This window comes from Wolbachia endosymbiont (group B) of Lycaena phlaeas (genome assembly GCF_947251875.1).
In the GTDB taxonomy this organism is placed as follows: Bacteria; Pseudomonadota; Alphaproteobacteria; order Rickettsiales; family Anaplasmataceae; genus Wolbachia.
In genome coordinates this window covers 367,353-387,222 of sequence record NZ_OX366392.1, presented here as the reverse complement: position 1 = coordinate 387,222, position 19,870 = coordinate 367,353, and the positions used below count along the sequence as shown (strand labels likewise).

Sequence of the window (19,870 nt, the reverse complement as noted above, 5' to 3'; positions counted from 1 at the left end):
TATGGAGGAGCACATTGTCAGCAATTGCCGTTATTGATTTTGGTTCACAGTTTACACAGCTTATTGCAAGACAAATCAGGGAAATGGGCGTTTACTGTGAAATATTTCCAAGCAATATCGATTTCGAAACAGTATCAAAATTCAATGGATTTATTTTTTCTGGAGGACCGCAATCTGTAAATGACAATTGCTCTGAAGTAAGTGAAGTAGCACATAAAATTATAAAACTTAACGAAACAATAAACACTCCTATACTTGGAATATGTTATGGACAGCAACTCATTTGTCATTATTTCGGGGCAAAGGTAAGAAAAGAATTCAATCAGGAATTTGGCAAAACTAAAATCAAGATACTAAAAGAATCCCCAATTATAAAGGATACTTGGGACGTTAATTCCGAAGTCGATGTGCTAATGAACCATGCAGACAGTGTCGAAACTATACCGCAAGGATTTACTGCTATTGCCTCAGGTATAATAAATCAAACAATCGCAATAATTGCCAACGAAGAGCGGAAGATTTACTGTACTCAGTTCCATCCTGAAGTTAAGCCTACGACAAATGGTAGTAAACTTCTCTCTAATTTCTTAGATATTGCAAATTGTGAGAGAGATTGGACAATGAAGTCATTCATTGAAAAACAGAAGGAAAAAATTCAAAACTTAGTAGGGGAGAAAAAAGTAATTGCTGCAGTAAGTGGGGGGGTTGATTCAAGTGTTGCAGCAGTTCTTACACACAAAGCTATAGGAAAACAATTAAACTGTATTTTTATCGATACTGGGTTATTGCGTAAGAGCCAGACCACTGCTATGTTAAAAGAAATTCCAATAAATTACGTTGATAAATCAAACTTGTTTTTAAGTAGGTTAAAGGGAATAACTGATCCGGAAGAAAAGCGAAAAATTATCGGCAATACTTTTATCGAAGTATTTGAAGAAGAGGCAAAAAAAATAGGTGATGTGGATTTTTTAATGCAAGGCACCATTTACTCTGATGTAGTTGAATCAGGGCACGCTTCAGGAAACACTAGTACAATTAAATCTCATCACAATGTTGGTGGGTTGCCAGAAAAAATGAATCTGAAATTAGTAGAACCTTTACGCTATCTCTTTAAAGATGAAGTAAGGCTGCTTGGCAAAGAAATTGGGCTTTCAGATGAGATAATATTTCAACATCCATTTCCTGGGCCTGGACTTGCAGTGAGGATCATAGGTGAGGTTGATGAAGAAAAGGTACGAATATTGCAAGAAGTAGATGAAATATATATCAACACAATGAAAAATTATGATCTGTATGATAAAATATGGCAGGCTTTTGCTGTACTGTTACCAGTAAAAACTGTGGGAGTTATGGGAGATAATCGTACATACGGATATGTTTGCGCTTTAAGGGCTGTGACTTCATCTGATGGCATGACAGCTGATGCATTTCCATTTGAAAATAAAGATCAACATTCGTTAGTATTTTGGAGGTTTTTGCAAGACGTCAGTAGTATAATTGTTAACAAAGTTTCCGGAGTAAATCGAGTTGTGTATGATTTAACTTCCAAGCCACCAGCAACTATTGAGTGGGAGTAGCAATAATTTCATTCCAGTTTCAGCTACTCGAATCACACCAAAGAGGCTGGTTGCATAACTCAAATTTTAAGGAAAACTATTTAATGTCATTCCAGCGCGTAACGCTGGAATCCAGAAAAAAAGAACCAGTGTCAGCTACTCGGATGACATCGAAATGTTCGTACAGATATTCGTCACACACCGGAATAAAAATTAGACTTTTGCCTTGTGCAAAATAATTTCAAGGCCGCATTGTCTTTATTTTGCTTATAGCTTCCACAAGCACTGCAAACATAAATGAAGAATACAAATATGCTTTTGGTAGTTCTATGTGAAGCCCTTCAAGTGTTAGATATACACCGACGAGTAAAATAAATAGAATGGCAATTACTTTTAAGCTTGGGTTGGATTTTATTACCTGAGCGGTATAATTTGATGAAAATAGCATCGCTAATATGGAAAATGTAAATGCTATGGCAATGATTATCATATTGTGAGTTAATGCTATGGCAGTTAATATTGAATCAACCGAAAAAACTAAGTCTATTAATATAATTTGTAGCACAACTAAAAAAAATTGTGATTTAACATTTGCCTTTGTTTTGTTCTCCTTATGTACAAAAATTTCGCTCCATAACTCTATAGAACTTTTAACAATAAGGAATAACCCTCCTGCAATCATAAGTAAATCCTTTACTGAGATATCTAGCGATACAGCGTGAAATATAGGCTTTTGCATTGATAGTATATATGATGTAAAAAATAGTATTACAAAACGCATCAATAGCGCTAAGCCAAAACCTATAAGGCGGGCTCTTTCTCTCAGCAGATTTGGCACCTTATCTATTGCTAGAGAAATAAAGATTAAATTGTCTATACCAAGTATAGTTTCAAGTAGCGTAATTATCAATAAAGTCCAAGCATCAGCTAGCATTTTCATTCCAAAGTCAGATTTTGTACTTTACAATAGATGTGTAAAAATTAAGTAACTTCGACTAGGTAATTAAAAAATCAGCCTTACCCGGAAAAGAAAGAGGCAAAAGGGCATTTTTATAATAAAAGTACTTTTGTAAGAGAAATAATGAAATTAAAAATCTAACTCTCTTTACGAAAATTTTAAATAGATTGTAAAATAGTTGTACCATAAAAATATATGCCTTCTTTATAGACTAAGATTTTTCTTTAAATTAAGATAGATACACGATAAGAGGAACATATGACAAAAGAATCATTAGCAAAAACTGATATAGTAAAAGTTGAAGATAAGAAAGCAACAAAGGGATTTTTTAAAATATTAGGTGAAGTAGCAGATGCTGTAAGGTCATGGGTTGGCAATATTGGCCCTGATTTAAGTAGTAGTCGCGATGTCGATAGTTTAGTCTTGAAGATGAACGAATGCTTAAACCCAAAGGGGGGTGAAGTCTCAGCACGTAAGAACACCGTATCTCTTGGTAATTTGTACTTGAGTTTATCAGAGGCAGGTCAAATAAAATTTTTACAAACCCTGGCAGAAAAGTTCAATCCGGATAAAACGAAAATAGATGAAGAAATGAAAGTATATAAGAAAAATCAAGATTCTGAGTCGAGCTATAAGTTTGAACAAGACTTAATAAAAGTCCTTGAATCACCACGCTCTAAAATATTGAAGCAGTTTATCTCCTTACCGGAGGGCCTTAAGTTTATTGTTGATATGCGTTCTGATGTACTCAAGCTGAAGAATCAATATAAAAGTCTAAGTCCACTAGAAAACGAATTAAAAAGTATACTTTGTACTTTGGTTGATGTTGATCTACTTGATCTTCATCAAATCACCTGGGATTCACCTGCATCATTGTTGGAAAAACTTATAAAATATGAAGCTGTACATAAAATTTCCTCTTGGGGTGACTTAAAAAACAGACTAGATTCTGATCATCTCTGTTTTGCTTTCTTTCATTACAAAATACCAAATGAACCTTTAATTTTTGTAGAGGTTGCACTGATGAATGAGATTGCAGATAGTATTCAACACGTTTTGGACGAGTCAGTTCCTTCAAGTGACCCAAGCAGTGCAAGTACTGCTATATTCTATTCAATATCAAACACTCAAACTGGTTTATCTGGAATTAGCCTCGGTAACTTTTTAATAAAGAGAGTCGTAGAAAAACTATCGCAAGAATTTAAAAGCGTAAAAGTGTATGCAACTCTTTCTCCAGTTCCTGGATTTACAAAATGGCTAAAAAATCAAGACGTAGCTTTATTAGGTAAGCTTAATATAAAACAATCAGGTACAGAAATTTTAGAAAGCATAAAAACTAACATTGAATGCGAAAAACAGTCCCTACTGAAACTTTGTACACATTATTTGCTAAAGGTTAAAAGCAGTGGTGGAGGTGCTTATGATCCAGTAGCACACTTTCATTTAAGCAATGGTGCATCAATCAAACAAATCAACTGGATGGCTGATACTTCTGAAAAAGGCATTAGTCAGTCAGCCGGAATAATGGTGAATTATCTGTATGAGCTGCCTAAAATAGATAACAATCATGAGAATTATATGATTAATAAAGTGATTTCTCATTCAAAAAAAGTGTCAGCTATGTTAAAGGAATAATAGGAAGTGCGCAAGCATATAGAAAGTGCTAACATTCCCTAATGTTTATGTATATAATATTGAATAGTTTTATGAGGTAAAATGTATGAATAGTGATGAATTAGAAGAATTAAAGAAACTAAAACAAAAGATACAAGATGCAGTAGCACATAAAAATTGTATGGTGTATTATTTGCAGATTCTAAAGAGATAGAGTTATTCAATAATTGTATTAGCAGTATTAAAAGTAATGGAATAGGCGAAGAGGAATCAAATGAATTGATAACCATTTATAAAGGACTTAATTCAATATTTGATAACATTAGTTCTGACTGGGATGGCAATAAGGGTAGCCTAAATGCTCAAAAAATTATTATACATTATCAAAACTTAGAGTCTATCTTAAAGATAGTAAACATAATTAAAGAATTGAAGACAAGATTGGGCCAAGCATTCGTGATCTTCGACTTTGATGAATCCGGGTTAATCCAGGATATCGAATCACTCCAAAAAAAAAATGAAAGAAGTGCTAGAAAACATGCAACAACAAGAACAAAGTGCAGCAAGGAAAAAAGAGTTAGAAGAGAAAGCTAAAGCAGAGTTTAGCAAGTATATAGAAAACAGCACTATTGATGCGATGTCAATCAAAAGGGATAGTAATTCAGATCTTCTTTATACAATAATTAAGCTAAAAGAAGACAATAAAAGCACAGATATTAAAGTAAGCGAATTTTTAAATAGTGATTTTTGTAAAGAAAACAATATTGCCGGTTTTCTTCTTTCAAGTGGAGATCAAAAAGAATTTATCAGTGGTAAAATACATGAGGGGATTAGATATTATCATATAGGTACCACAGTTCAATATGGAATAAAGTTTAACTGGTATGTAGACGGAAAGGAATGTAGCATTACATTAGGTGCTAACAGTGATGATAGTATTAGAATAATAAGTGATAGACCAACTGATGCGGATTTAGAAAAAAATAAAGATGTAAAGATTAAAGTTGGTGATGCTTACCTAAGCCTTGCTGATGCAGTAAAAACGTGTAGACAGCAAGAAGATCCAAGTAGCACAGTGAAGCAAGCATCAGCTAATGAGCATTGCCGTCCATTGGCAAGGACAGCTTAATGTTTTTAGCAAAGAGAGATATAAGTAATTGCTCTTGTAATACTTAAAATGTAAAATAGATCTACTTAAATAAGTAGATCTATGAACAATATAAGAAATTTTGCAATAATAGCACATATAGATCATGGGAAGTCAACTCTTGCTGATCGTTTGATAGAAGAATGTAACGGTCTTGAGACAAGGGAAATGACCAATCAGGTACTTGACTCAATGGATATAGAGCGTGAACGCGGAATCACAATCAAAGCACAAACGGTAAGACTCAATTACACTGCAAATAATGGTAATAAATATTGCCTCAACCTCATGGACACACCAGGTCATGTTGACTTTTCATATGAAGTCAGCCGAAGCTTAGCCGCATGTGAAGGCTCACTTTTGGTAGTAGATAGCAGCCAAGGAGTTGAAGCTCAGACTCTGGCAAATGTCTACAAGGCAATTGACAATAATCATGAGATAATAGTTGTGCTTAATAAAGTCGATCTTCCTGCTGCAGATCCAGAAAGGATAAAGCTTCAGATTGAAGAGGTAATCGGAATTGATGCAACTGAGTCAATTTTGATATCGGCAAAAACTGGTCTTGGGATAAAGGATGTACTTGAAGCTATAGTGACAAAACTTCCCGCTCCTCAAGGTGATACAAATGCTCCACTGCAAGCAATTTTAGTTGATAGTTGGTATGATCCTTACCTAGGAGTAGTAATTTTAGTGCGAGTTAAAAATGGAGTACTAAAAAAAGGCATGAGAATCGTTATGATGTCTAATAATGCTACATATCAGGTCGATAATATCGGTATTTTCACTCCTAAAAAAGTTATGACTGGTGAACTTTCAGCAGGTGAAGTTGGTTTTATAACTGCTTCAATGAAAGAAGTAGCAGACTGCAAAGTAGGAGACACTATTACTGAAGAGAAAAGGCCGTGCAGCAAGGCATTACCTGGCTTTAAAGAAGTACATCCTGTAGTATTTTGCAGTATTTTTCCCAATAACACAGATGATTTTAAATATTTAAGGGAAGCACTAGAAAAATTACATTTAAATGATGCTAGTTTTACATTTGATGCTGAAACGTCAAATGCCCTAGGTTATGGATTTCGTTGCGGTTTCTTAGGAATGCTACATCTTGAAGTCATTCAAGAAAGACTCGAAAGAGAATTTGATTTAGATCTAACAGCAACTGCACCGAGTGTTATATATAAAGTTGAAACACAAAATGGTAAAGTTTTAAATATCCATAACCCAAGCGATATGCCAGACCCTACAAAAATTGAAATAGTGGAAGAACCGTGGATCACTGCAACTATAATGGTACCTGATCAATATTTAGGAGAGATTCTATCTCTGTGTGAAGAGAGGAGAGGAGAACAGCAGGATTTATCTTATGTTGGTAATACGACAACAGCACTACTGAAGTATAAATTACCGCTGTCTGAGGTTGTTTTTGATTTTTACGATAGACTAAAATCAATTTCCAAGGGATATGCAAGTTTAGATTGGGAAATATCCGATTATCAGGAAAGTCAGATAGATAAATTAAGTTTTTTAGTTAATGGAGAACCTGTGGATGCGTTAGCCTGCATTGTTCATAAAAGCAGGGCAGAAAAAAGAGGCCGTGAAATATGTGCACGTTTGAAAGACTTGATACCACGCCAGCAATATAAAATCGCGATTCAAGCGGCAGTAGGCGGAAAAATTATTGCTAGAGAAACGATTAACCCGTATAGAAAAGATGTAACAGCCAAGCTCTATGGTGGAGACGTTACACGAAGGATGAAGCTGCTTGAAAAGCAGAAGAAAGGTAAGAAAAGATTGCATTCTGTAGGAAACATAAACATCCCACAAAATGCTTTTATTGAGGCTTTGAAAATAAATGATTAATATATATTCAAAAACATAAATTTAAAGAACTAAGTGATATTTTCTCAATAAATTTACTGACATTGATATGGGTAAATTTGAAATAGCTATGTGAATTTGTAAAACACTATATAAGATACCATACAACGAAATCATCCCAGTGTTAAACGCTGGGATGACAGAGAGCAGCTCAATTGCTCCACTCAATCAGTAAAAATCAGATATATGTAGACATTGGCTAAAACCATTCCAACAACATTTTAGTGAAACTTAACAAGCTTATCTATAGTTTTAGTGATGATTCTTGGAGTATTTGGAGAGACTTCTGAGCCCAGTCTATTTAACCGCTCTATAGCAAACCCGCTGTTCTCATTTATTATGAAATCACATAAAATATTTTCTATATCTTTAATAACACTTTCATGCTTTCTCAGAGGATGGTTATTCGGATATCTATGAATGGTTTTGATGCTAGAATACTCAACGAAAGCTTGATCTTTAAAAGCAAGTTGTCTCAATTTCTCTTTGAATTTTTCTTCTTCATCTCTTGCTAAAAGGCAAGACTTTATCAGTGATTTTATAATCGAGTTTATAGCCTGATGTATTTCAGAATGCACTATAACTTTGATGATATTTTCTTCCACTATGCAATCATAAGTGCTTTTTTCGCTCTTTAATGACTCTATAAGCATTTTGCTATTTTGCGAATTCAATTCCAGATTCTCTTCACTTATAGGAGTCATTATAAAGGTATTCTTATTTACCCTGATGTAAAATTGTGGCAACCCTTTAGAACAGGCAAATGCTACATCCTTAGACTCAAGTGCGTGATTGTATGAAGAAGAAAGGGTGCTTGCTATAACGCTACTTGGTACTTTCATTCCATGATTACTTAGGTGATTTAACACATTCTCAACATCATGATATGTAAAACCTGTATCTTTTATCAATTCAACAACTTCTATGCAATTGTGTTGTTTATACTCTATTGTCACTTCTTCTGTAAAAAGAGTTTTAGCTGCTATATGCTTATCAAGCACTGTGAAAATCTTGATGAAACTCTCTAAATCTTGTTTGTTAATTAATTCAATACTAATTAAGTTTTTGCTAACAATTATAATATTTTTTATCATTTTTTCCCACTAAAAAAACTCACTAGATGAATTGTATTTTTAATTCATTAAAAATTGTTTAAAGTGGGTATGCCAGCAACAGTAAGACAAAAAAATCACATAAAATCTTCATTATGTATTATATTACATCCCTCGTGTTCATCACTGCCGCTTGTGTAAGCTGTTGCATTAATGCTATCTTCATTGTTATTTAACATATTATCCAACTTTCCTTCTTTTTCAAGATCCATCAATTTGTCACATCCAGCAATATGATGTACATAATCACCATTTTCATCAGTAATAAAAATTTGTGGAACTGTCCTGACGTTATATTTTGATTTTATACCGTCAAACAAATCCGAGTTTCTAAGTACATCAATTTCTTCGTATTTCACACCTTTTTCATCCAATAACTCTTTTGCTTTCTTGCAGAATGGGCAGTACTTCTTCACATATATTACAACTTTTCCTTTAGTGTTTTTCACGATTTATCTCCATAGTTCATAAAATACAACTATTATATATAAAAAATATATATAAAATATCAAATTGTATGAAAATTATTTACAACTGTGAGCAAGGGATAAAAGATAATGTGGCACTAACTTTCGGAAATTTCGATGGCGTTCATTTAGGACATAAGTTTGCAATTTCCAATCTAAAGAAGGTAGCACAAGAAAGAGGATTACCCTCTGCAGTTTTAACTTTTGAGCCTCACCCATCAACTGTTTTATTTAGTAGGAACAATTTTAGGTTAATAGACCAAGAACAAAAAAAGGAACTAATCAGCAGCTATGGTATAGATTACTTGTATATTATTAATTTTAATAGAGGTTTTTCTGAGGTTAGCTGCGATGACTTCATTGGTAAGATTTTGGTAAAGAAGTATGGTGCTAAACATATAACTGTTGGAGAAAGTTGTACTTTTGGTCACAAACGATTGGGTAACATATTAACTCTAGAAAAATATTCTCAGATGTATGAATATTCTTTAACTAAATTAGAGCCATTGATAATCGATAGAAAAATTTGCTCTTCTTCCTCAATCAGAGAGTGTTTACAAAAAGGCGAAATAGAAATTGCTAATAAATTGCTTGGTAGGTCTTATCAAGTTTCTGGTATTGTAACAAAAGGTGCATGTAGAGGTAGAGAAATAGGGTTTCCAACCATAAACATTCCGATAGAAGATTACATGATAAAACCTAAGCTTGGTACATATTACGCCAAAGTTGCATTTTCTGAAAATAGTTCAAGTTGGCTATATGGAGTAGTCAACATTGGTATGAGACCTACATTTAAGGACTTAAAAAAACCTATAGTAGAAATGCATATATTTGACTTCAACGAAAATGTATACAATTTTAAGGTTGACATACAACTTTTAAAATTTATTAGGGCAGAAAAAAAATTCCATAGTATTAACGAGTTAACAAAACAGATAGACCGTGATATAATGAAGGCTTACCAGTTAAAGATAAACTTATGAAAAGGATATGTTTAGTTATTATATTGATTATAGTATCATTCGATCAAACAAGTAAATTGTATATAAACTCTTTGATTGATGAGGGGGAGTCAATCGAGATTACTAGTTTTATGAAATTAGTTGAAGTTTGGAATTCAGGAATTAGCTTTGGAATGTGTAGTACTCTGCCGCATGGCAGCTTCTTTTTTTCAGCATGTTCAATATTAATAATTGGTATACTTGCATACTTGATATATAAATCTAATGATAAGTCAATTTACCTTAGTTTTTCTCTGATGATTGGTGGAGCGATCGGAAATGTAATTGATAGAATCTATTGGGGAGCTGTATATGACTTCATATATTTTCATATCAATGATTGGTATTGTCCAGCCTTTAATTTAGCAGATCTATCTATAGTTTGTGGAATGTGTACATTGTTATATAAGTGGTATATATATGATAGGTCTATCTCTAAGCAAAATGAGGAATGAAATAATGCTTCGCAAATTCTTTAGTTTTTTTATACTATCTGTGTTTTTTTTCATTTGTCCGATTTCTTTGGAAGCTGAAATCATAAAGCATGCTAAGCTCAGTAACGGATTGGATGTTTATGTAGTACATAATCACCGAATTCCAGCTGTTTTTCATGCAATAATATATAAAGTTGGGGGAATGGATGACCCAATTGGCAAAGCAGGATTGGCTCACTACTTTGAACACTTAATGTTTGAAACTACAGGAAAATTTAAAGACATAGAATCCACTTTGGGCAGCATTGGGGCCCAATTTAATGCTTTTACCACTAAAGAATACACCTGCTACTACGAATTAGTTCTCAAAAAAGATTTACCACTAGCAATGGAAATTGAAGCAGATAGAATGGGCAATTTTGATGTTACTCAAGACAAAATAGATAGAGAAAAAAATATCGTATTAGAAGAAAGAAAGATGAGATTTGATAATAATCCTGAAGCTTTACTATGGGAGGAAATGAACAGTGCATTTTATCGTAATGGTTATGGTAGGTCTGTTATTGGTTGGGAGAGCGATATTAAAACTTACAATCAAGATGACATAACAAGGTTTCATGATAACTATTATCATCCAGGTAATGCTATACTGCTCGTTGTTGGTGATGTAGAATTTGAAGAAGTAGTGGGATTAGCAAAGGAAAAATATGGTGCAATTAAAGCTGAGCCTGTAGTGAAGCATTATCCGAACCAAGATTCAATACATAATGCAGATATATCGGTAATTTTAGAAAGCACTGAAGTAAAAGAGCCAGTTTTATACTTTCGCTATAGTGTTCCTTTATTTGAGCAAATAAGTGAAACTTTTCCTGTTGATTTGGCAGTTGATGTTTTGGGGAATGGCAAGTCTAGTAAGCTATATAAAGATTTAGTTCTAGATAAGAATGTAGCAGTAGAAGTGTTTGCTTATTATAATAGCTTAGCTTTTAGTAATGGTTACATTGAGATTCGGGTAACTCCAAAAAGCGGGGTGAATTTGGATGCTGTTGCAAGAGAGTTAGAAAATTCTATTAATCACTTTAACTCTGAAGGAATAACAAGTGAAGAGTTGCAAAGTACAAAGTCTAAATACAAAGCAGCACAGCTTGATAATCTATCTGATTTAACTAATATAGCAATGTTTTATATACCACGTCTAGCACTAGGTATTCCACTTGATGAAATAGACATTTCATATAGCAAAATTAATGATGTCAATCTAGAGGATGTAAATAATAAAGTTCACGCTATCTTTTCTACTAATAAATTAGTTGGTCGTTTGCTACCAAAAGGAGGTAATAATGAAGATAAGTAAATATGTATTTCTATTTTTTTTCTGTCTAGGCTTTAATTTGCAAGCAAGCAGTCACTTAAATATAGAGGAGGTTACTACTAATAAAGGATTTAAGTTTTTATTTGTTGAAAACCATGATCTACCAAAAGTTTCACTTAATATATCATTCAAAGATGCAGGTTGTGTGTATGAAAGTGCAGAAAAGCAGGGGCTTGCTTGGTTTACTTCTCTTGTAATTCAAGAAGGAGCAGGAAAAAATGATGCCAAAGATTTTGCGAAAAAGCTTGAGGATAAAGGAATTAGTTTAAATTTTACTGCTGGTTTAGAAGCATTTAGGGTTTCATTAAACACTTTATCTGAGAATCTAGAGGATGCAATTTCACTACTGAGTGATGCTATAATGCGCCCTAAAGTTGATCCTGAGGGGTTAAATAGAGTATTCGAAAAAGCCAAAGTAAACTTTAATAATTTTGAAAAAGACCCTTATTTTATTGCTGCAAAAGAGTTAGATACATTGTTGTTCAAAAAACATCCTTACTCAAGAGATCCATATGGAACTCTAGACACTATAATGAACATTACTAGAGACGATGTTTTAACATACATAAAGCGTAGTTTTACTAAGGATAATATCGTTATTAGTATTGTTGGTTGTGCAACAAAAGAAGAAGTTAGTACGCTGCTCGATAAATATTTATCTAAGTTACCATCAAAAAGATCGAAAGTTAGGAAGGTATCTGTAAAAAATGAATTTGGGCCTGCAGAAAGTAAGAGCGTTTTTATGGATATACCACAGAGTGTAATACTTTTTGCTCAAAAAGGCATAGCATATGAAGACCCTAATTACTATAATGCTAGTGTTTTGATTAATGCGCTTGGTGGTATGAGTCTAAACTCAATACTGATGAAAGAGTTGAGACAAAATCTAGGTATTACTTATGGTGTTAGTGCACGTAATGTTCCTAATAAGCATGGAAATATTATATCTGGATTTATGAGTACTGATAGTTCCACTGCTAGCAAAGCTATATCAGCAGTAAAAGATACATTTAGCAGAATAAAAGAGGAAGGAATTGACGAACAATTATTCAAGGATGCAAAAACCAGTTTAGTAAATAACCTTATCTTCTCTTTTCTATCCAATAATGCGAATACAGCAACGTTACTGGATAGTATGCAGATAGATGATCGTGATATTAACCATATAAATAATTATGCAAATATCATTAATGATGTTCAATTGGAAAAAGTAAACAAGCTGGCAAGTTCTTTACTGAATCCTGAAAATTTATTTTTTGTTGAAGTTGGAAGAAACGCTCAAGGTCAATAGTTAATACCTTCTACTATTGATCTTACTGCTTTTACATAACACTTATGCTCTTCAGCTAGAATGCGCTCTGAGAGACTGTGAACATCATCATTTGGTAACACTGGAACAGTAGCTTGAGCGATTATGGCTCCAGCATCAATTTCAGGAGTAACATAATGCACAGTACATCCTGTAATTTTTACACCCGCTTTCAGAGCTTGCTCCTGAGCATTTAGGCCCTTAAATGACGGAAGTAAAGAGGGATGAATATTTATAACTTTGTTATGCCATTTATTCAGGAAATTGGCCTTTATAATTCTCATAAACCCTGCAAGGCAAATTAAATCAACCTTATGTTGAACAAGTATTTCATGAATTTTATCAGTATCAAGTGGCTTATCTTCAACAACAAACGCTGAAACTCCTGCTTGCTTTGCTATTTTAAGGCCTCCAGCTTCACTATTATTTGTGATAACACACACAGTTTCAGCAGGGAAATTCTGATCTTGACATGCTTCTATTAAAGCCTGCATGTTTGATCCTCTACCTGAAATTAGTATTCCGAGTTTTATCTTTTTCATTTTAGTGCAGCCGTAAGAATGGATATTAATAAAATAGCTCAAAAGGAAAGTTTATTTTAGAATAAATACTATTGTGTAGCAATATTTTACACTGCTGAATAACATGGAATTAAAGAAATCATTCAGTTTGAAGTAACTTTAACATTTCATTTTAGGAATATTATACAATTTATGGTAAATAAATGCATATTTTTATGGCTGCGTTATTATTTATTTAACAAAGTATTAGTATAATTTACTACACTGAATTAAATGGAGAAAATTCAATGAATAAATTACCAAGCAATGCAAAAACAAGCAAGTCTCAGGTTACTCAGTGGGAGGTAATAAAAAATTGTGAATATTCTGATAATTGTTTATCAAAAGTAGTAACTTTATACGTCATTAAAATGGCAGAATTATCAGATATTTATACGAGTAATGAACCTGAAATTAATACTATACTTACAAGAATAAGCATAACAAGTGAAAATGCATTTTTAAATAAGGTTGTTGATATTGAAATTATGGAGGGCATTTTTCCGTACAAATTCAACAGCAAGAAGAAAAATAACATATCAAGGCTAGAAGATTTGTACAATTATTTATGTTCTACTGTTATTGATAGCCTTCCAAAAGAAATGCTTGAAAGCCTAAGAAGAGAATACAGAGACGCTGTTAACTTATTTAAAGCAATTACTTAACTAGGTGTAACATTTTTAAGACTTTACCTTCTATTTCAGAAATGCCACTTTCAAGATCTTTATCTATCAAACATATGGTAGATAAATATGTTTTCTGCTTCTTTTCAACATTGATAGTTAAAGTTCCAGGAGTAATCGTAACCGAGTTAGCAAATAATGCAATGGTCTTATCATTATGTCCTATGCATTCTCTTACAATAACAATTGGCTCAACTGTAGATTTGAATCGTAGCACCTTTTTTGTTACATAAATACTTGAAAAAATAATTTGGTAAATTAGCCAAGGTATATAACTTATAAGCTGATAAAGTAACAGCCTACCACTATCATTTAGAATTTGACTAAGGGCACTTTCAGCATCAATTAACCTTTTAAAGATAATCAATGTGAACACAGAAGAAAATACTCCACAGAGAATAAAAAAAGGCTCAAAATAACCAGACAATGTAATCCATAGAGAAGACAAAATCACAAATGATAGAGAAAAAAACTTAATATTTTGCCTGACTTTCATGATTTGGAGTATAACTTAAATGATTTTTTAGAAAAATAAAAAGTTCTTGATTTTTGTGTCAAAGAACATAATAACCAAGTTATTTTAATAAGTAGTGGAGATTATGACGCTTGATGATTTTCTAAAAATGCTTGAAGAAATAAATGATACTTCAGGTTTAAGCAAGAACAACATAGTTGAACGAATAAAAATAAAATTAGAAAGAATTGATTTACGGAGGTGGGAAGATAGTGGATTTAATATCAATCATATATTCACTACACATAGTGATCTAGATCCTGTAGAAACTACATTGTTGCATTTTGCTGCTAAGAGTGGCTATGAGAACATAGTAATAGCTCTAATTGAATATGGAGCATATGTTGATGCATGGGACAGCGATGGATGCACTCCTTTACATTTTGCTGCTGAATGGAACCACAAAGGCATATTAGATATTTTAATTGAAAGTGGAGCAAATGTTAATGCGTGGGACAATGATGTATGTACACCTTTACATCTTGCTGCCGAAGGTGGGAATGAAAGTGTAGTAAGAGCTCTAATTGCATGTGGAGCAGATGTTAACGCGCAGAACAATGATGGACACACTCCTCTACATTTTGCTACTAAGAGTGGCTATGAGAACATAGTAATAGCTCTAATTGAACACGGAGCATACGTCGATGCGTGGGATAATTATAGAAGCACTCCCTTGCATTTTGCTGCTGAAAGTGATAATGAAAACATAGTAAGAACTCTGATTGAACATGGAGCATGTGTTAATGTGTGGGATAGTTGTGGACGCACTCCTTTACATTTTGCTAGCGATCATGAAAGTATAAGAGATATTTTAATTGAAAGTGGGGCATATGTTAGTAAACAGAACAATAATAGATATGCTCCTTTACACTTTGCTATTGAATGGGGCTGCAAAGATGTGATAAGTTCTTTGTCAGGTAATGCTAGTCCTAGGGCTGAAATGGCAGTAGGAAGAGTGGAACAAATTACACTTGCAGGAAGATTGGAGCTTTTTTAACCAAACTTGCATTTACTGAGATAATTGTTTTGTTATGAATTAAACCAAAAGTTCTGTAATATATTGAAGCTTAAAGATATCTTTAGATATGGAAGTTATTGCAGAAAATAGAAAAGCAAGGTTTGAATACTTTATCTTAGAAGAATTTGAAGCAGGTATGATCCTCTTAAGTAGTGAAGTGAAATCACTAAGGGAAAGAAAAGCAAACATTTCTGATGCTTACGTTACTGAAAAAAAAGGTGAAATATGGCTAAACAATATGCATATCGCAGAGTATAAAGCTGCAAACCAAAAGAATCACAAGCCAAAAAGAGAACGAAAATTGCTTTTGCATAAAAAAGAGATAAATAAGCTAATTGGTCAAATCAAAACCTCTGGAATAACTGTTGTGCCACTTTCTATCTATTTTAATGATAAAGGGTTGGCAAAAACTAAAATTGCCATTGTGAAAGGAAAAAAACTCTATGATAAGAGAGCAACCATAAAGCAGAGAGAGTGGGAACGTGAGAAAAGTAGATTGTCTAAGAATAATTTGTAGTAAAATATGTCTTTAAGTCCAGTTATTTTTAGCATCGGTCCTGTTTCTATATATTGGTACTCTTTAGCATATGTTTTGGGTATAGTTTTTGCATATTGGTATTTACATAAGCTAGACAATCAAAAAATATTTACTAAGAATTTTTACGATTCGTTATTAACAGCCGTTATTATAGGCATTATCCTTGGAGGTAGGCTTGGGTACGTATTGATATATGATCCAGTTCTCTATATAAGCAATCCTATCGAAATACTAAAGACCTGGGAAGGAGGTATGTCATTTCATGGCGGTGCTATAGGAGTTTTGCTTGCAGTAATAATCTCCTGTAGAAGACATAACATTCCTATATTTTACACACTGGATCTAATTTCTTGTGGAGTTCCGATAGGTTTACTTCTAGGCCGCATAGGTAATTTTATAAATGGAGAGTTATTTGGCAGGGTTACAACTATGCCGTGGGGTATGGTATTTCCAGAAAGTGGTGATAATTTATTGCGCCATCCAAGCCAACTTTATGAGGCATTTTTTGAAGGAGCGCTACTTTTCGTAGTTGTAAATTCACTATTTTACTTGAACAAAATGAGATTGTATTATGGTGCAACAACTGGAGTTGCAGTTATGTTGTATGGAGTAGCACGTTTTATGGTTGAATTTTTCCGCGAGCCAGACTATCAAATTGGCTATTTATGGTTCAATTTAACTATGGGACAGTTGCTTTCTATACCTATGATTTTGTTGGGAATGCTTATATATTTAGGTGCGTTGAATTTTAGGTTTAATACAAAATCTATTCAATAGACAAGAGGTAAGTTGAATAAAAAAATATAGTAGAAGTTTATCTACTACATAGCATGTACAACTGTACGAACTTTTCGTGTTGCAGAGAATAAACGTGAGGGCACAAACCTTTTGTTGCATAGCTATGAAACAAACTTAGTAGCTACTGACCAAATTCATTATTAAGTAGATATTCATTTTTCAACAAAATCCCCTTGATTTAGAAGCTACTCTATTAAAACATATTTTTAAACTTTTGCCAAAACCCTGGTTTATTATCATTAACCTTTGTGAAGGCTATGTTTAAACTGTATCTTGGATCGTTTGGCACATCATATCTAATATTCAGTATTGAAACTTCGTTTTTATTATGAACAGAAACATCGTCATATGATAACTTTGTCGTGTAGCACTTTATATGCTTTTGCTTATCATATACTATATCACCTGATTCCCCTTCTAGTTCTACAAATTTAGTTTTTTTCTGACATTCTTTTATTTTTATTAGATCCTTGTCTAGTGATATTGAAACCGGTAGTGTATTACCAGCATACTCTTTAGCTAAAAGCTCACTTTGAGGATACATTTTTATTTCCCTTCCAAAATGTGAGTCTATAAAATTATTGCTCCAAAATTTGTCTCCAGAATGTACATATTTGTCAGTAGCATACGGTACACCACCATAATTGCATTGAACTTTGTAATCTCCAACACCATTATTTTGAAAAAAATCATGAATGGCAGCGTAACTATCAGCAGCATCATTTATGTAATCCATTACCTACCCCTTAAAACCTTTTAATTTATTATATCACAAGAAATTAAATCTATCAATAAAAAGACTTTTTTTGATATCAAGTATCTAGGGAGCATATTGATAGGATTGTGACATTCGTATTTCCCAGTTCTTCACATACTGCTGGACTAATTCAGGATAATTTTCAATAATTAATAAATTTTCAGCGTTTCCCTTTTCAGCTGTCTTACTGAGGTTAAACGATCCTGTGATGACTTTTTGATTATCAACAATTATTACCTTATTATGAGCAATTTTTGGCTTATTATCGATCCAAATCGGTATTCCATTTGAAAACAATTCGCTTATGACACTATATTTTGAATGGAGTTGTGATTTATCTAAGACGACTTTAACATCAACACCACGCTCTTTGGCGTTAATCAAAGATTTTGCAACTGTTCCAAGAGTAAATGTATATTCTTGAACTAAGATAGATTCTTTAGATTGGTCTATCTCGCTGATTATCGGTACAGCACAGTCTTCTTCAGGTGAGAAGCAAACTGTTGCTTTTGGGCAAGGCGAGAATGTAGGACCCACATAGTAATACAGAGAAAAACATGCCGACAAAAATAAAAGATATAAAAGCCTCACAAACCACACCTAAATACACGGCGGTAGTCTACATCATAGTTTAATCATCTGTCAACCCATATTCCTTCCACTTCTCTGTAACTTTCTTTATTATTTCCTCGCTCATTTCAATTTTTCTTCCCCATTCTCGTTTGGTTTCAGGTGGAAGTTTGTTTGTTGCATCAAACCCTATTTTACCTCCGAGACCACTTTCAGGGGAAGCAAAATCTAAATAATCAATTGGGGCATTCTCTATCGTAATTGTATCACGCACAGGGTCCATTCTTGTTGACATTGCCCACATCACCTCTTTCCAATCACGTATATTTATATCATAATCAACAACTATAATAAATTTCGTGTATAAGAACTGTTTGAGAAAAGATAGTGTGCCCATAACAATTCTTTTTGCATGCCCTGGATAAGCCTTTTTTATCGACACTACCGCTATTCTATATGAACAACCTTCTGGGGGCAGATAAAAATCTACTATTTCCGGAAACTGATTGATAAGAATCGGCACAAAGATTTCGTTGAGTGCTTCACCAAGAATTGATGGTTCATCAGGTGGTTTGCCAGTAAAAGTGCTGAGATAAATTGGATCTTTGCGCATTGTAATTGCAGTGATGTTAAACTCAGGAAACTGTTCAACAGCATTATAGTAACCGGTATGGTCTCCATATGGCCCTTCATCTTGGTAATTATCCAAACTTACATATCCTTCCAAAACAATTTCTGCATGAGCTGGAACCTGAAGAGGAATAGTTTTACAATTTACAAGCTCAAGTGGTTTTTTTCGCAGCAGCCCGGCAAATTGGTATTCTGATAAAGTCTCCGGCACCGGAGTTACCGCAGCAATAATTGTTGCAGGATCGCTACCAATCACAGCAGCCGCAGGAAACTTCATATTTTGTCCCCTCTCCTTCCACCGTTTATGGTGACCTGCACCACCACGATGTGCAAGCCAGCGCATGAGAGTCGTTTTTTTATTCACAACCTGCATACGATATATTCCAAGATTGAAATTATCTTGCTTGTCTGCTGTTGGTCCTTTTGTTACCACAAGTGGCCAAGTGATAAGCGGTGCAGGCTCGTTTGGCCAGCATGTCTGAATAGGTAGCAAACTAAGATCCACCTCATCCCCAGTTAGCACCACCTCTTGACATGGGGCTTTGCTCACAACTTTGCTCCGCATCGACAATACAACTTTTAGTAGAGGAAACATTTTCACAGCATCTTTGAAGGTTTTTGGTGGCTCAGGTGATCGCAAAAATGCTAGAAGTTTACCCAGATCCCTTAATTCATCAGAATTTATACCAAGTCCGAATGCAATTCTCTCAATAGTACCAAATAAATTCACTAAAACGGGAATTGAATTTTTGCCATTTTCTGTGACAACATTTTCAAAGATGATAGCTGGTCCCTTGTTTGACAAAACCCTACGATGAATTTCTGTCATTTCAAGAATAGTTGAAACTTCTTTTTTAATTCTAATTAGATCTTTTTTTTCTTCTAATGCTCTGATGAAGTCGCGTAAGTTATTGTACATATTTTAAAAATTTTAAGCCTTTTAAGAAGTGCTTT

At 33.6% G+C, this 19,870-nt stretch carries 21 protein-coding genes; 13 read left to right on the top strand and 8 right to left on the bottom strand.

The genetic code is table 11. The annotated features are described in order from the left end of the window. Positions 1-14 precede the first annotated feature (14 nt). Positions 15-1,577: a glutamine-hydrolyzing GMP synthase gene (guaA, locus tag OPR37_RS01775; protein WP_149168946.1), complete on the top strand. Its 1,563-nt coding sequence runs from the start codon at positions 15-17 to the stop codon at positions 1,575-1,577. Positions 1,578-1,797: 220 nt separating this feature from the next. Here guaA and OPR37_RS01770 read toward each other — a convergent pair whose 3' ends face one another. Further along, a complete protein-coding gene (locus OPR37_RS01770) occupies positions 1,798-2,490 on the bottom strand; it encodes a TerC family protein (protein WP_026097226.1) in 693 nt (230 codons plus the stop codon). Positions 2,491-2,772: 282 nt separating this feature from the next. Here OPR37_RS01770 and OPR37_RS01765 point away from each other — a divergent pair, with 282 nt between their 5' ends. The 4 genes from OPR37_RS01765 (at position 2,773) to lepA (ending at position 7,135) form a co-directional block, all read left to right on the top strand. Beyond that, positions 2,773-4,149, top strand: coding sequence for a malonyl-CoA decarboxylase (locus OPR37_RS01765; protein WP_052264917.1), 1,377 nt, complete (start codon positions 2,773-2,775; stop codon positions 4,147-4,149). 156 nt (positions 4,150-4,305) lie between these two features. After that, entirely contained in the window at positions 4,306-4,722 is a 417-nt protein-coding gene (locus OPR37_RS01760) for a hypothetical protein (RefSeq protein WP_264684964.1), read from the top strand. Next, complete coding sequence (locus OPR37_RS01755) at positions 4,667-5,257, top strand: hypothetical protein (protein ID WP_265016864.1); 591 nt, start codon at positions 4,667-4,669, stop codon at positions 5,255-5,257. The genes OPR37_RS01760 and OPR37_RS01755 overlap by 56 nt, the downstream gene beginning before the upstream one ends. Before the next feature lie 81 nt (positions 5,258-5,338). Next, positions 5,339-7,135, top strand: a complete 1,797-nt coding sequence (gene lepA / locus OPR37_RS01750; protein ID WP_007301936.1) for a translation elongation factor 4 — start codon at positions 5,339-5,341, stop codon at positions 7,133-7,135. A 239-nt stretch (positions 7,136-7,374) separates the two neighbouring features. Here lepA and OPR37_RS01745 read toward each other — a convergent pair whose 3' ends face one another. Continuing rightward, complete coding sequence (locus OPR37_RS01745) at positions 7,375-8,247, bottom strand: hypothetical protein (protein ID WP_007301937.1); 873 nt, start codon at positions 8,245-8,247, stop codon at positions 7,375-7,377. Positions 8,248-8,342: 95 nt separating this feature from the next. Next, complete coding sequence (locus tag OPR37_RS01740) at positions 8,343-8,714, bottom strand: glutaredoxin (RefSeq protein ID WP_006015443.1); 372 nt, start codon at positions 8,712-8,714, stop codon at positions 8,343-8,345. Between the two features lie 68 nt (positions 8,715-8,782). Here OPR37_RS01740 and ribF point away from each other — a divergent pair, with 68 nt between their 5' ends. From ribF to OPR37_RS01720, 4 genes are read left to right on the top strand one after another with little or no spacing between them, the layout of a single operon-like run. Continuing rightward, complete coding sequence (ribF, locus tag OPR37_RS01735) at positions 8,783-9,715, top strand: riboflavin biosynthesis protein RibF (protein WP_019236620.1); 933 nt, start codon at positions 8,783-8,785, stop codon at positions 9,713-9,715. After that, on the top strand, positions 9,712-10,188 hold the full coding sequence (gene lspA, locus OPR37_RS01730; RefSeq protein ID WP_265016863.1) for a signal peptidase II: 477 nt from the start codon (positions 9,712-9,714) through the stop codon (positions 10,186-10,188). Before ribF ends, lspA begins: the two co-directional genes overlap by 4 nt. 4 nt (positions 10,189-10,192) lie before the next feature. Next, positions 10,193-11,521 (top strand): M16 family metallopeptidase, encoded by a 1,329-nt coding sequence (locus OPR37_RS01725; RefSeq protein WP_026097227.1) that lies wholly within the window; start codon positions 10,193-10,195, stop codon positions 11,519-11,521. Then, complete coding sequence (locus OPR37_RS01720; RefSeq protein WP_213863774.1) at positions 11,508-12,830, top strand: M16 family metallopeptidase; 1,323 nt, start codon at positions 11,508-11,510, stop codon at positions 12,828-12,830. Before OPR37_RS01725 ends, OPR37_RS01720 begins: the two co-directional genes overlap by 14 nt. Here the strand turns inward: OPR37_RS01720 and purN are convergent. Next, a complete protein-coding gene (gene purN, locus OPR37_RS01715) occupies positions 12,824-13,390 on the bottom strand; it encodes a phosphoribosylglycinamide formyltransferase (RefSeq protein ID WP_007301943.1) in 567 nt (188 codons plus the stop codon). The two genes, OPR37_RS01720 and purN, sit on opposite strands and share 7 nt — an antisense overlap. Positions 13,391-13,656: 266 nt before the next feature. On the opposite strand from purN, the gene OPR37_RS01710 reads away from it, so the two are divergent. Next, positions 13,657-14,073 (top strand): hypothetical protein, encoded by a 417-nt coding sequence (locus tag OPR37_RS01710; RefSeq protein WP_007301944.1) that lies wholly within the window; start codon positions 13,657-13,659, stop codon positions 14,071-14,073. Here the strand turns inward: OPR37_RS01710 and OPR37_RS01705 are convergent. Then, on the bottom strand, positions 14,066-14,587 hold the full coding sequence (locus OPR37_RS01705) for a Na+/H+ antiporter subunit E (protein ID WP_052264653.1): 522 nt from the start codon (positions 14,585-14,587) through the stop codon (positions 14,066-14,068). The two genes, OPR37_RS01710 and OPR37_RS01705, sit on opposite strands and share 8 nt — an antisense overlap. A gap of 103 nt (positions 14,588-14,690) precedes the next feature. On the opposite strand from OPR37_RS01705, the gene OPR37_RS01700 reads away from it, so the two are divergent. The 3 genes from OPR37_RS01700 (at position 14,691) to lgt (ending at position 16,938) form a co-directional block, all read left to right on the top strand. After that, complete coding sequence (locus OPR37_RS01700; RefSeq protein WP_007301945.1) at positions 14,691-15,602, top strand: ankyrin repeat domain-containing protein; 912 nt, start codon at positions 14,691-14,693, stop codon at positions 15,600-15,602. A gap of 88 nt (positions 15,603-15,690) precedes the next feature. After that, complete coding sequence (gene smpB, locus OPR37_RS01695; RefSeq protein ID WP_007301946.1) at positions 15,691-16,140, top strand: SsrA-binding protein SmpB; 450 nt, start codon at positions 15,691-15,693, stop codon at positions 16,138-16,140. A 6-nt stretch (positions 16,141-16,146) separates the two neighbouring features. Beyond that, entirely contained in the window at positions 16,147-16,938 is a 792-nt protein-coding gene (gene lgt, locus OPR37_RS01690; protein ID WP_007301947.1) for a prolipoprotein diacylglyceryl transferase, read from the top strand. A gap of 214 nt (positions 16,939-17,152) precedes the next feature. On the opposite strand, the gene OPR37_RS01685 is transcribed toward lgt, so the two are convergent. The 3 genes from OPR37_RS01685 to OPR37_RS01675 all read right to left on the bottom strand — a co-directional run bounded on the left by OPR37_RS01685 (position 17,153) and on the right by OPR37_RS01675 (position 19,835). Next, positions 17,153-17,695, bottom strand: a complete 543-nt coding sequence (locus OPR37_RS01685; protein WP_007301948.1) for a hypothetical protein — start codon at positions 17,693-17,695, stop codon at positions 17,153-17,155. Positions 17,696-17,779: 84 nt separating this feature from the next. Then, positions 17,780-18,307, bottom strand: a complete 528-nt coding sequence (locus OPR37_RS01680) for a phospholipase D family nuclease (protein WP_007301949.1) — start codon at positions 18,305-18,307, stop codon at positions 17,780-17,782. 40 nt (positions 18,308-18,347) lie between these two features. After that, positions 18,348-19,835 carry a UbiD family decarboxylase gene (locus OPR37_RS01675; RefSeq protein ID WP_052264652.1) on the bottom strand — a complete coding sequence of 496 codons (1,488 nt, stop codon included), beginning with the start codon at positions 19,833-19,835 and terminating at the stop codon, positions 18,348-18,350. Between the last annotated feature and the right edge of the window lie 35 nt (positions 19,836-19,870).